The sequence below is a fragment of the Mesorhizobium denitrificans genome (assembly GCF_003403035.1).
GTDB lineage: Bacteria > Pseudomonadota > Alphaproteobacteria > Rhizobiales > Rhizobiaceae > Mesorhizobium_G > Mesorhizobium_G denitrificans.
Map to the genome: position 1 here is coordinate 25,608 of NZ_QURN01000008.1, position 12,425 is coordinate 38,032.

At 57.0% G+C, this 12,425-nt stretch carries 10 protein-coding genes; 7 read left to right on the forward strand and 3 right to left on the reverse strand.

Going from position 1 to position 12,425, the window contains the following annotated elements; all coding sequences use genetic code 11:
- Window positions 1-106: 106 nt before the first annotated feature.
- The gene (gene tpiA / locus DY251_RS11710) at window positions 107-871 is read right to left on the reverse strand and encodes a triose-phosphate isomerase (protein ID WP_116624098.1); all 765 of its coding nucleotides are present in this window, start codon (window positions 869-871) and stop codon (window positions 107-109) included.
- A 151-nt stretch (window positions 872-1,022) separates the two neighbouring features.
- Between tpiA and DY251_RS11715 the strand changes: the two genes are divergently transcribed.
- The 5 genes from DY251_RS11715 to DY251_RS11735 are packed head-to-tail and all read left to right on the forward strand — an operon-like array spanning window position 1,023 to window position 6,433.
- Window positions 1,023-2,915, forward strand: coding sequence for a SurA N-terminal domain-containing protein (locus DY251_RS11715; protein WP_116624099.1), 1,893 nt, complete (start codon window positions 1,023-1,025; stop codon window positions 2,913-2,915).
- A 6-nt stretch (window positions 2,916-2,921) separates the two neighbouring features.
- Entirely contained in the window at window positions 2,922-3,938 is a 1,017-nt protein-coding gene (gene trpD, locus DY251_RS11720) for an anthranilate phosphoribosyltransferase (protein ID WP_116624100.1), read from the forward strand.
- Window positions 3,931-4,749: an indole-3-glycerol phosphate synthase TrpC gene (trpC, locus tag DY251_RS11725; protein ID WP_116624101.1), complete on the forward strand. Its 819-nt coding sequence runs from the start codon at window positions 3,931-3,933 to the stop codon at window positions 4,747-4,749. The genes trpD and trpC overlap by 8 nt, the downstream gene beginning before the upstream one ends.
- Window positions 4,746-5,228: a cyclic pyranopterin monophosphate synthase MoaC gene (moaC, locus tag DY251_RS11730; RefSeq protein ID WP_116624102.1), complete on the forward strand. Its 483-nt coding sequence runs from the start codon at window positions 4,746-4,748 to the stop codon at window positions 5,226-5,228. Before trpC ends, moaC begins: the two co-directional genes overlap by 4 nt.
- On the forward strand, window positions 5,228-6,433 hold the full coding sequence (locus DY251_RS11735; RefSeq protein ID WP_116624103.1) for a molybdopterin molybdotransferase MoeA: 1,206 nt from the start codon (window positions 5,228-5,230) through the stop codon (window positions 6,431-6,433). The genes moaC and DY251_RS11735 overlap by 1 nt, the downstream gene beginning before the upstream one ends.
- Window positions 6,434-6,504: 71 nt before the next feature.
- On the opposite strand, the gene DY251_RS11740 is transcribed toward DY251_RS11735, so the two are convergent.
- Complete coding sequence (locus tag DY251_RS11740; RefSeq protein WP_158553251.1) at window positions 6,505-7,293, reverse strand: SapC family protein; 789 nt, start codon at window positions 7,291-7,293, stop codon at window positions 6,505-6,507.
- A 381-nt stretch (window positions 7,294-7,674) separates the two neighbouring features.
- Here DY251_RS11740 and lexA point away from each other — a divergent pair, with 381 nt between their 5' ends.
- Window positions 7,675-8,388: a transcriptional repressor LexA gene (gene lexA, locus DY251_RS11745; protein ID WP_116624105.1), complete on the forward strand. Its 714-nt coding sequence runs from the start codon at window positions 7,675-7,677 to the stop codon at window positions 8,386-8,388.
- Between the two features lies 1 nt (window position 8,389).
- Here the strand turns inward: lexA and DY251_RS11750 are convergent, their stop codons facing one another.
- A complete protein-coding gene (locus DY251_RS11750) occupies window positions 8,390-10,843 on the reverse strand; it encodes a ComEC/Rec2 family competence protein (RefSeq protein ID WP_116624106.1) in 2,454 nt (817 codons plus the stop codon).
- Between the two features lie 123 nt (window positions 10,844-10,966).
- Between DY251_RS11750 and gltX the strand changes: the two genes are divergently transcribed.
- A complete protein-coding gene (gltX, locus tag DY251_RS11755; RefSeq protein WP_116624107.1) occupies window positions 10,967-12,394 on the forward strand; it encodes a glutamate--tRNA ligase in 1,428 nt (475 codons plus the stop codon).
- The last annotated feature ends 31 nt before the right edge of the window (window positions 12,395-12,425 follow it).

Sequence of the window (12,425 nt, forward strand, 5' to 3'; positions counted from 1 at the left end):
TCAGCGCGCGGAAGGCGGCTCCTTACAATGGTTTGTGGGCATTTCCAAGCCCAACGCGGCATATAGGGGCGAGGCTGGCACGTACCAACCGCCCCCATCACGAAATTCAGCCTTGGCGATAGGCTTCTGCAATGCCGAGAAAGTCGGAAGCCTTGAGACTGGCGCCACCCACCAGCGCGCCGTTCACATTGGCTACAGCAAGCAATTCGCCAGCATTCGACGGCTTGACCGATCCGCCATAGAGAATGCGCATCGCATTTGCTCCATCGCCCAGCACGCGCACCAATTCTGCACGGATATGCGCATGAGCCTGCGCAACATCGGGGATTGTAGGCGTCAGGCCAGTGCCGATTGCCCAAACAGGTTCATAGGCAATCACAGTATTCGCAGCGGTTGCCCCACTTGGCACAGAACCTTCAATCTGCGCAGTGAGGATATCCAGCGTGAGGCCTTTTTCGCGCTGGCTTTGCGTTTCACCGATGCAGATGATCGCTACCAACCCGGCGCGCCAAGCAGCGCGCGCCTTTTCGTTGACGACCTCATTGGTTTCGCCGTGGTCAATGCGGCGCTCCGAATGTCCAACAATGACGAAGCTCGCACCTGCGTCTTTCAGCATTTCGGCCGAGATGTCGCCGGTGTGTGCGCCGTTCTCGCTGGTGGCACAATCCTGACCGCCTACCCGCACCGCAGATGACGACAGAACATCATAGGCGCGCGCGAGCAAAGTTGCCGGCGGGCAGATCAGTGCATCTACCGGCACATCGAAGCCGTGCGTGAACGCGCCGCCAATCGCGACCAGCTCCGGCATCGAGGCATTGGTGCCGTTCATCTTCCAATTTCCAGCCACAAGCGGGCGAATTGAACTGGTCACGGATTGCGTCTCCTCAAAAAACTGTGCGCTCTCACTATCAAAATGCAGACACAAAGCAATCGACACTGCGGCTCAAGGGCGCTATTGGCGGTGACTTCAAACAGTCAAACGACTGCCCTGAGTATATATAAGAGCGAACGGATAGTTCTGGATGCTTGATTCAATGCGGAGCGCAGCCAACACTTGGGTTGCGAAATTTCTGTTCGTTATTCTCGTCGTCAGCTTCGTCGGCTGGGGAATTAGTGGCCAGCTGCACAATTCGCCTTCGATGGGCTCGGTTATTTCTGTGGGGGAAACGTCCGTCAGCCCAACAGAATATCGCCTGGCCTATGATCGCGCTGTCTCGCAGATGTCGCAGCAGTTCGGCACACGTCTGACGCCGGAGCAGGCAAAAATGTTCGGCCTGCCGCAGCAGGTATTGAGCAGCCTTGTCGGTGGCGCGGTGTTGAGCGAGCAGGCGCGCAAGCTCGGCCTCGGCCTTTCCAAGGACCGCATCGCGACCCTCACCGCCGATGATCCGGCCTTCAAGGGACCGGATGGCCGTTTTGACAGACAGCAGTTCGACTATGTGCTGCGTCAGGTCGGCATGTCGCCGCAGAATTACTTCGATACCCGCGCCAACGAAGCCGTGCGCCTCCAGATCGTTGATGCGACGACCAATGGGATGCAGGCTCCGGCAGCATTCTTGCGCGCCGTGGCGCTTTATCGTGGCGAAGATCGAACTGTGGATTACATCGTACTGCCGAAGTCTTTGGTCGAGCCGATTGAAGAACCATCAGCCGACGTACTAGCCAAGTGGTTTGAATCGAACAAAGCGAAATACGCAGCGCCGGAATATCGCAAGATTTCTTACGTAAAGCTGGAGCCGGAAGACATTGCGGACACCAGCGCAGTTACGGATCAGCAGGTTTCTGAAGATTACGAAGCACACAAGGATAAGTACACAACCGCTGAGACGCGCGTTGTGGACCAACTTGTGTTCGCGTCCGAAGAGGAAGCCAAGAAGGTCTCTGACGAATTGAAGTCTGGCACGAAGTCATTTGACGACGCAGTTGCTGCGCAGAACAAGCAGGCTTCTGATGTTGCCCTCGGCACGCTCAGCAAGGATCAGATTCCCGACAAGGCCGTCGCCGATGCCGCCTTCGCGCTGGCTGAAAATCAAGTGAGCGATGTGGTCAGCGGCCAGTTTGGTCCTGTGATTGTGCGCGTCACGAAGGTCAATCCGCAATCCGTGAAGGCGCTTGATGAGGTCAAGGACGATATCCGCAAGAATCTCGCGCTGACCGAGGCAAATCGCGTTTTGATGGACGCCCACGACGCATATGAAGACGCGCGTGCAGGCGGTACATCAATGGCAGATGCGGCAAAGCAGCTAAAGCTCAAGGTCGTGACCATTGATGCAGTCGACAGACAAGGCAAGCGTCCCGACGGAACGATCATTGAGGGCCTGCCCTCCTCTGCCGATTTGCTGGAAAACGCATTTCAAGCGGACATCAAGGCAGAGAATCAGCCTGTAAATGTCGGGTCCAGCGGCTTTGTGTTCTACGAAGTCGATTCCATTGAAGCGGCGCATGATCGCACGTTGGACCAAGTGAAAGATCGCGCTGTAGCTGACTGGAAGGCCGAGCAAACCGCGACGCGCTTGCAGGCGAAGGCAGACGAAATTGCCAAGCAGGTAACTGACAGCAATACACTCGATACGATTGCCTCTGGCCTGAGTCTGGAAAAGCAGACGAAGCGTGGGCTTAAGCGCGGCGCCAATGATGCAGATTTTGGGCAACCCGGCGTTGCGGCAGTGTTTGGTTACGCGGACGGTCAGATTGGGCAGTTCGAAGCGCCTGACGGCTCGTCGCGCATCGTGTTCAAGATCATCGAGACAATCGAACCGGCGGATGCGGACGCTTCAAGCATTCCTGAAGATGCGCGCCGCACATTTGGTGGCGGAATGGCCAATGATCTTGTCGACCAGTTGGTGTCGCGCCTGCGCGGCGAATATGATGTCGAGATCAATCAAAATGCGATTGATCGCGCATTGACGTATTGAGGTAGCATGAGCGCTCTGAAACCCCATATCGCAAAGGTCGCTTCGGGCGCGACGCTTTCCTTTGACGAAGCAAAGGATGCGTTCGGCATCATCATGTCTGGCGATGCTACGCCCGGGCAAATCGGTGGCTTCCTGATGGCGCTTCGTGTGCGCGGCGAGACCATTGATGAAATCGGCGGCGCTGTGTCTACCATGCGCGACAAAATGGTGCGCGTTGATGCGCCAGAAACAGCGATTGACATTGTTGGTACGGGGGGTGACGGGCAGCACAGCCTGAACATCTCGACTGCCTCGGCGTTTGTAATTGCTGGCGCAGGCGTACCCGTCGCGAAGCATGGCAACCGGAACCTGTCTTCGCAGACCGGATCAGCCGACGTGCTGACCGCGCTGGGCGTAAAGCTGGATATTGACGCCGCGCAGATCAGCAAGTGCATCAATCAGTCTGGCATCGGCTTCATGTTCGCGCCATCGCACCATCCGGCCATGCGCCATGTGGGACCAACGCGCGTAGAACTCGGCACGCGGACAATCTTCAATCTGCTGGGGCCACTCTCCAATCCAGCGGGCGTGCGCCGCCAACTTGTGGGCGTGTTTGCGCCAGAGTGGATCGTGCCTATTGCCGAGGCGCTGCGCGCACTTGGAACAGAAATGGCTTGGGTCGTGCACGGCGACGGGTTCGACGAAATAACCGCAACCGGCGAGACGCAAGTCGCAGAGTTAGTAGACGGCGAGGTTCGCAGCTTCACCGTTAAGCCGTCCGATGTCGGCTTGCCTTTCCATTCGAAGGAAGCGCTGCGCGGTGCTGACCCCGCAGCAAATGCGGAAGCGCTGCGCGCTCTGCTCGATGGTGCGCCCGGCGCCTATCGTGACACCGTGCTGATGAATGCCGGTGCCGGCCTCCTCGTTGCCGGTGTGGTGTCGAGCTTTAAAGAAGGTGCCGCGAAGGCTGCCGAAGTCATAGACAGCGGCAAGGCGCGCGAGACATTGTCTAAGCTCGTGGAGGTTTCAAACTCCGATGGCTGACATTCTTCGTAAGATCGAAGTATACAAGCGTCAGGAAATTGAAGCGGCAAAGTCGCAGGTTTCGCCCGCTGACATTGCTGTGATGGCGAAGGACGCTCCAGCCCCACGTGGCTTCTTTAATGCGTTGAAGCGCAAGCAAAACGCGGGCTTGATCGGATTAATCGCGGAAATCAAAAAAGCCAGCCCGTCCAAAGGCTTGATTCGCGCCGATTTCAATCCGCCGTCACTTGCAAAGGCATACGAAACCGGAGGCGCGGCCTGCCTCTCGGTTCTAACCGATGGGCCGTCATTTCAAGGCGCGCCTTCCTTCCTGACTGCGGCGCGCAATGCAACCGCCCTGCCCGCTCTGCGCAAGGATTTCCTGTTCGAGCCTTATCAAGTCTATGAGGCGCGCGCCTGGGGTGCCGACTGCATCCTTATCATCATGGCAAGCGTGAGCGACGACGAAGCCCGCGCTCTTGAAGATACGGCATTCGAGCTGGGCATGGATGTGCTCGTGGAGGTGCACGATGCAGCCGAGATGGAGCGCGCGCTGAAAATGCGGTCGCAATTGGTTGGCATAAACAACCGCGACCTCAGAACCTTCAATGTCAGTCTCGAAACGTCTGAACGACTGGCACGCATGGTTCCTGTTACGCATCTGCTGGTTAGTGAAAGCGGCATTTTTACCAATGCAGATTGCGCGCGACTCGAGCCCTACGGCATCAGCACGTTCCTTGTCGGCGAAAGCCTGATGCGCGTGGATGACGTCGAAAGCGCAACGCGTGGGCTGCTCGGCCTCGATAAATCCGCCATCCGAGCGAGCGCTTGAAAATGGGCCTCACGCATCTCGATAGCGGCGGCCAGGCGAATATGGTCGATGTTGGCGAGAAGGCCGAAACGCAGCGTATTGCCGTGGCTGAAGGCTGCATTGTAATGCGCGACGAAACGCTGAATATGATCCTTGAAGGCAACGCTCAAAAGGGCGATGTTCTGGCGGCCGCGCGCATAGCGGGCATCATGGCCGCGAAGAAAACGCACGAACTTATACCGCTTTGCCACCCGCTGTTGCTTAACAAAGTCTCGGTGGATATTTCTGCCGATCGCGATTTGCCGGGGTTCCGTATAACCGCCGCGGCGCGCGTCACCGGCAAAACCGGGGTCGAAATGGAAGCGCTCACCGCCGTCTCTGTCGCCTGCCTAACAATTTACGATATGGCCAAGGCCATCGACCGAGGCATGACCATTACCGGCGTGCAGCTTGTCGAAAAAAGCGGCGGGAAATCTGGCCACTATCGTCGGGATGAATGATGTCGCTCCTTCCGGTTGAAGACGCGCTCGCAAAGGTAATAGACGGTGCGCAACCACAATTGGAAGAAGCTGTCGCGCTGCACCGCGCGAATGGGCGCGTGCTTTCGCAGCCGGTCGATGCCCGCCGAACGCAACCACCATTCGATGCCTCCGCAATGGATGGGTACGCCGTTCTTTCAGCCGATCTATCGACAATCCCAGTTGTTCTGAACGTTGTCGGAGCTGCGGCTGCGGGAACAGGCTTCGCCGACGAGCTGAAATCCGGCCAAGCGGTGCGAATTTTCACGGGCGCGCCGGTGCCGTCGGGCGCGGACACAATCGTCATTCAGGAAAACACCAGCCGACCAAGCGAGGCCTCTGTCGAGATTTTCGAAGCGTCTGCAGCCGGACGACACATAAGGCATCGTGGTCTGGATTTCGCGACAGGCGATACGCTGCTTGAAGCTGGCCGCGTGCTGGATCCTGCCGCACTTTCGCTTGCCGCAGCTGGCAATCACGCCGACCTAATGGTCTGGAAAAAGCCGCTGGTCGCCTTGATTGCGACCGGTGACGAACTATTGCTTCCGGGCAATGAGCTGGGGCCAGATCAGATCATTTCCTCCAATGCTTATGGTGTGGGAGCAATTATAACCCAAGCTGGTGGTCAGGTGCTTGATCTTGGCATCGCGCGCGATGATCGTGAGGAAATCACATTCTTTGTTCAGAAGGCGATGGACGCGGGCGCGGATATCATCGTCACCCTTGGCGGCGCTTCCGTCGGAGATCACGATCTGGTCAATCACGTTCTCACTGATCTCGGTATCGAACTCGATTTCTGGAAAATCGCGATGCGCCCCGGCAAACCGCTAATGTTCGGCAAACTGGGGAAAACGCGCTGTCTCGGTCTACCGGGCAACCCGGTTTCAAGCCTGATTTGCTCGCATCTTTTTCTAAAGCCGCTCGTCCGCGCACTCGCGGGGTTGCCACCTGTCTCTTGCGAACGGGACGCAGTGCTCGATGTGCCCATGCCCGCCAATGATGGCCGACAAGATTATGTTCGCGCGTACGTGGTCAAACAGGATGGCATTTTTCACGCGACGCCGTTCGCTACGCAGGATTCGTCCATGCTACGTACGCTGGCTGACGCCAATGCAGCCATCATTCGCAGGCCCGGCGCGTTGCCAGCATTGGCTGGCGATCCATGCCGGGTACTAATGTTGCGCTAGCCGTTACGAGCCGCATGAAATAAAATGGACCGCGTCAATGCCTTACTGGCGCGGCCCAATCTTTTCTATCCCTAGGCGGCCTTGGCTTCCGGCTTCGGCTCGCGCTCCGCTTTCAGGTGAAGCAAGGTTTCCCAGTTTTGTATCGAAGCAATGTGCAAGGAAATCGCAGCAAGCCAGCCATTTGAGTGCCATTCCTGCAGTAGTGATGGATTGGTCAGCGCGTGGAATTTCTTTGCATCGACCGTGCTGAACCCTTCCATCGTGAACTTATCGCTTTCCGAAAACTGCATCGCAGCCTGACGCGGCATCAAAAGCTCCTGCTCTTTGAGCGCGCGCCCAAATGCTTCGCTTCTCAGATGATCTGCGTGAAATGCCTGGCAGAACGAAATTGCCTGCGTTGCAAGCTCGGTGGAACCACCTAGCTCATCAAACAACGGCTGCGCATCTTCCCGCTCGTCAATATCGGCCAAGCGGTCGGAGCCCGCATCGATCGCGAGGAACTGCTGACCGCTATCGACGACCTCTGTCACGATAAAGGGATAACGACGCAAATATGCGGGCACATAGGCCCCCGTGCGCCAATTTCCTTCCTCCGTCAGGAACAGATTTTTTCCGTCGTTCAATCCAACCAATGCGAGTGGCGCGGGCTGTTCGCCATCAGCGAAGATAATAGGATAGTGGCGAACCGCATGTGAAAACTCGCTCACGAGAAGAGGAATGGCGACCGCATTCTCGCTAAATCTATAATTATCGAGTGGAAGCAACGCCTTGCGCTTATGCTCTTCAAAGCGCAGAACTACCGGATCCTTGTAAAGAAGCGGAAGGCTTTGCGATGTACTTTTAGTTTGAGTTCCAGTCACCCGAGATATCCTTTATTACTTAACGTGTTTCGCCGCCTGTCACTAACCGGATGCCTATACCGTAGATTGCATTCGCTCATTCCCCCGTTAATTTCCGAGCAGTGGCCATGCCCCTTTTGAACCACGCCTATTTATATATCAGCATACAATCATAGACGTTTTAAGCAAGTAATTTCATTTGCTAATTTATGTTTATCTTAATATCAAAATTTTCTGTTTCTTTGAGCGCGGCCTGCGCGCGTATCGTGCTTGATCGGCGTTGCCAGCAAATTTGACAATCCATCGCTTCACCGAAAGTTAAACGGTTGCGGAACACAAATGGAACAGATAGTGTTTGTTCCTGATTTGTTTTCTGTCTGATTCTTTCGGGGGAGCCAAAAAATGCTCACGCGCAAGCAACACGAGCTTCTTATATTTATCCATGAACGCCTCAAGGAGGCGGGCATTCCGCCATCCTTCGATGAAATGAAGGAAGCTTTGGATCTTGCATCAAAATCCGGCATCCATCGACTCATCACAGCGCTGGAGGAGCGCGGCTTTATTCGCCGCTTGCCAAACCGAGCGCGTGCATTGGAAGTGCTGCGATTGCCGGACTCCATTGCACCCGGATTGGGTAGTCCGAAGAAGTTCTCGCCGAGCGTAATCGAGGGGTCCCTGGGTAAACAGCAATCTCCGGCGCCTCTGCGTCGTCCTCAGCCAGGTAATGATGAAGCAGGCATCTCAGTACCGGTAATGGGGCGCATCGCAGCCGGTGTGCCGATCGATGCGATCCAGAACCAGACGCATAGCATCGCCGTTCCACCTGGAATGATCTCAGGCGGCGAGCATTTCGCGCTCGAAGTCAAAGGCGACTCGATGATCGAAGCGGGGATATTCGACGGCGATACGGTCGTTATTCGCCACACGAACTCGGCAAGCCCCGGCGACATCGTCGTCGCGTTGGTAGACGATGAAGAGGCCACGCTGAAGCGCTTCAGGCGCAAAGGCGCATCCATCGCACTGGAAGCTGCAAATCCCGCCTATGAAACCAGGATTTTCCCGCCTGACCGCGTCAAGGTTCAGGGCAGGCTCGTTGGGTTGATCCGCGTTTACTGAGTCATTCTTGGTCTGCGGCTTTCTGCTGGCTTGATGAAGTTGAGCGCTTGGTTGGCTTGTATGGCGGTAGGCCACGGGCTGCCCGTGAAAACATGCGCTGACTGTGCCAGGGGCGATATGGTTCGGTGATGCCGAAATCGATCACGATCTCGGCAGTTGCGCTGATCGCTTCAACGGGAAAGCGAATTGCCGCGACGCCTCTGTGCGCCAGTGAAACGGCGTCCACTATCGTAATTGGGTATGTTCGACACGGCCTGTTCTTGCTGTATGCCTGAAGAATAACCAAATCCGCAACGGCGCAGATGGCTGCTGGAATATTTACATTGGCAGAAACAGCAATAACTGCCCCTGTGTTGTGCTCAGCCAAACAGAGACCGCTCTTGCAGGTGAAAGCCTGGGCTGAGACATTAGCTAATAATGTCTCGGTCTGCTCGCGGGATAGCTGCGGCTCTCGAGCGGCGCTCCGTGCAATCGGCTCGTGGCTATCGCGCTTTGTATCAACGGCGTTGCTTCTGCTTGAAGCGTGCATCAGCGGCATGGGTGCGATCACTTCGTCAGCAACGAGTGCACGCTTCCAAGCCTCCAGGGTAAAATTGTTCGACAGCCGCTTGTTCAGCAAAATGGTCGCGCCGTTGCCACGCATGGCTACCAACTGCGCGTCTTCGGAGACGAGCATATCTGGAAGTGTCGCATGAGCCATTGCCCATAGGCCAGCGGCGGCAAATGCTGGCGCTATCCATCGCAGACGCGTGGTCGGTACAGTCGACGCTAGCAATGCCGCTGTCAGCCACAGGACCGAGCTACCCGGTATCAACCCCACCGCGTCAAATGGTGAGCGCGCGGACAGCCAGTCCGATATTGCGATCATTGCGCTCAAGCCTTGGCCAACGATAATCAGGAAATATCGTTCGAGGCCAAATGGCATCACAATCATCGCCAGCACGGAAAATGGCATGACTATGATTGAGACAATCGGAGACACTGCAAGATTCGCAAGCAGACTTAGCGGCGACACCCGCTGGAAATGCCAGACGCCGAATATCGCGGTCGCAAAGCCGGCAATCAGCGCCGTCGCTACTGTTCCAAAGAACAGCATCGACATCATCCGGGCCACTTTCGCGATTGGATGATCGTCTTTTTGAGGGCGAAGCCGCGTCACCCAGCCCGGCTTTGCGCCAGCCCAGATTGAATATGCACCAATAAGAGCAGCGGTCGCTGCAAATGACATCTGAAAGCTTGGCCCGACGATTTCGTGCGGCGAAAGAACCAGCACCACGATCGCGGCGATGGCCAGGTTGCGCATGGATAAAGCGCGGCGATCCATAGCCACAGACAGCAACATGATCGCCAGCATTAGAAAACTGCGTTGGGCTGCAATGTCGCCTCCGGAGATCAAAAGATAAAGGAAAATGAGCAGCAAGGCGCCGAGCGCTGCAAACTTCTTGGTTGGATGGCGGGATGCCCAGTTGGGGAACAGCGCAAGCGCCCAACGGATGCCACCCATAGCAATACCCGCAACCAAAGCCATATGCAGACCCGAGATGGACAATATGTGCGCCAGGCCCGTCCTTCGCAGCGAGTCGTTCACATGTTCTGGAATCCCGGCACGCACACCCACCATCAATGCGGCGGCAATTTCACCCTCCGGCCCGGCAATCGCATTGCGGATACGCTCTGCAATACGATTTCTGGCGTTCTCAAGTGACGTGAAGAAATGCCAACTGGTGTTCGCCGAGACGAGTTGCGGCGGCGTCAGAAAATATCCGTTCGCACCGATACCATCAAAATAGCTTTCGAACGAAAAGTCATAACCTCCGGGCAAGACTGGCCCAGAGGGCGGATGCAATTTTACGACGCCTGAAATGCGAGCACCGGCGACAAGTCCGGTGTTCAACTTTGCTGTCGACAGACGCACTATGTCGGGCTGGTAGCGCAATGTCGGGCGCTCGGTCTTGACCACGGACAAAACCAATCGCACGCGCCCGTTCGCCAGCAGGTCTATGGCCAATATGTCGCCGGTCAATCGCGTCGAGATTTCACTGCCCAAAACTTTTGTGCTGGCTCGATAGACCTCAAATTTGGCAAGCACTGCGCCAAACGCGACAAGCGCAACCGCGAGCGATGCGATGTGCCAAAGCGGTCGCGACCGCGTTGCCAGCGCCAAAACTGCCGGTGCAACAACCCAAAGCACGAGAAGCAACCAGCCCGGCTCTGACGCCGCCCGGAAATATCCGAGTGCGCCGCAGCCCATCGCAATCGGCACGCATAGGTCGAGCGTCCCGCGTTCGCGTTCCAGTATGAGCGCTTGGCGGGCGCGCGAAGCGAAGCCGTCGCCCGCTTTGCGGATTCGCTCGGGCACGGTCCGCTTGGGTACATTCGGACACTGCCTAAGTGGCGCGGCGCGCGGTGCGATTTCCGGTTCGGCTGTGGTTGCCGCAATTGGCTGTGCGGCCATCACGGCTCCCCTGCTTCGGCACCCGCCCCTTGCACCACCGGGGACCTATGCTACATGAGCGCCAGCGAATGGCCATGCATATATTAGAGACTGCTTGGTTAATATACAGAAATCGGAAGAGCTATGCCCGACAAGGTCGTCACGCGCTTTGCGCCTTCACCAACTGGATACCTTCACATTGGCGGCGCACGAACGGCGCTGTTCAACTGGCTTTATGCGCGCAGGCTTGGCGGCAAGATGTTGCTGCGCATCGAAGATACTGACCGTGAGCGCTCGACCGAAGATGCCACGCGCGCAATTCTGGACGGCTTGAGGTGGCTTGGCCTGGACTGGGACGGCGAACCGATTTCCCAGTTCGGGCGGGCGGAGCGACATCGCGAGGTGGCGGAAGAACTCGTGCGCGCAGGCAAAGCTTACTACTGCTACGCCTCGCCGGAAGAGTTGAATGAGATGCGCGAGAAGGCACGCGCTGAGGGTCGTCCGCCGCGTTATGACGGACGTTGGCGCGACCGCGCGCCCGCAGAGGCGCCGGCGGGTGCAAAAGGTGCAATCCGGATCAAGGCGCCGACCGAAGGCGAAACGATTGTGCATGATCGCGTTCAGGGCGACGTCCGCTTTCCCAACAAGGATCTGGATGATTTCATCATTTTGCGCTCTGACGGAAACCCAACCTATATGCACGCCGTCGTCGTGGACGATCACGATATGGGCGTAACCCACATCATTCGCGGCGACGACCACCTGACGAACGCTGCGCGCCAAACGGTGATCTACAACGCGATGGGGTGGGATGTTCCAATCATGGCGCACATTCCGCTCATTCATGGCGCCGACGGTGCAAAGCTTTCCAAGCGTCATGGCGCGCTTGGAGTCGAGGCTTATCGTGAGATGGGTTATCTGCCTCCTGCTCTACTCAACTATCTCGCGCGGCTCGGCTGGAGCCACGGCGACGACGAAGTCATGTCCATCGCCCAGATGACCGAATGGTTCAACATTGACGATGTCAACAAAGGCGCGGCCCGTTTTGATTTCGCAAAGCTGGAGGCGCTTAACGGAATCCATATGCGGCACATGGCCGACGAAGAATTGCTGGAGCGATTGATCGAAACACTGCCGTTTTTGCCGAATGGCGAGCAATTGGCTCAGAAGATCGACGCGCACCGCAGGGCGCAGTTGCTGGCCGCAATGCCGGGGCTGAAAGAGCGGGCGAAAACATTGGTCGAACTTGCCGATGGCGCGGGATTCCTGTTCGCGCAACGTCCGCTGCAGCTGGATGAAAAGGCCGCGGCGGTCCTCACCGATCAAGCGAAAGCCACGCTCGCAGGCGCTTTAGGGCGACTCAGGGACATATCGCCGAATGACTGGAACGCGGCTTCCGCCGAGGCGGCTATTCGCGCATATGCAGAGGATTCTGGCATAAAGCTCGGCGCGACTGCTCAGCCTCTGCGCGCGGCGCTCACGGGGCGAACGACTTCTCCGGGGGTGTTCGACGTGCTGGCGGTTCTTGGCCGCGAAGAAAGTCTGGCGCGCATATCCGATCAAATCGATTAGGGCAGTTTCGTTGACTTATTGCCTATTGAAT

Excerpts from the sequence above, each read along its gene's own strand:
- DY251_RS11715 (WP_116624099.1), top strand. The coding sequence starts at position 1,023 with ATGCTTGATTCAATGCGGAGCGCAGCCAACACTTGGGTTGCGAAATTT.
- trpD (WP_116624100.1), top strand. The coding sequence starts at position 2,922 with ATGAGCGCTCTGAAACCCCATATCGCAAAGGTCGCTTCGGGCGCGACG.
- trpC (WP_116624101.1), top strand. The coding sequence starts at position 3,931 with ATGGCTGACATTCTTCGTAAGATCGAAGTATACAAGCGTCAGGAAATT.
- DY251_RS11735 (WP_116624103.1), top strand. The coding sequence starts at position 5,228 with ATGTCGCTCCTTCCGGTTGAAGACGCGCTCGCAAAGGTAATAGACGGT.
- lexA (WP_116624105.1), top strand. The coding sequence starts at position 7,675 with ATGCTCACGCGCAAGCAACACGAGCTTCTTATATTTATCCATGAACGC.
- DY251_RS11750 (WP_116624106.1), bottom strand. The coding sequence starts at position 10,843 with ATGGCCGCACAGCCAATTGCGGCAACCACAGCCGAACCGGAAATCGCA.
- gltX (WP_116624107.1), top strand. The coding sequence starts at position 10,967 with ATGCCCGACAAGGTCGTCACGCGCTTTGCGCCTTCACCAACTGGATAC.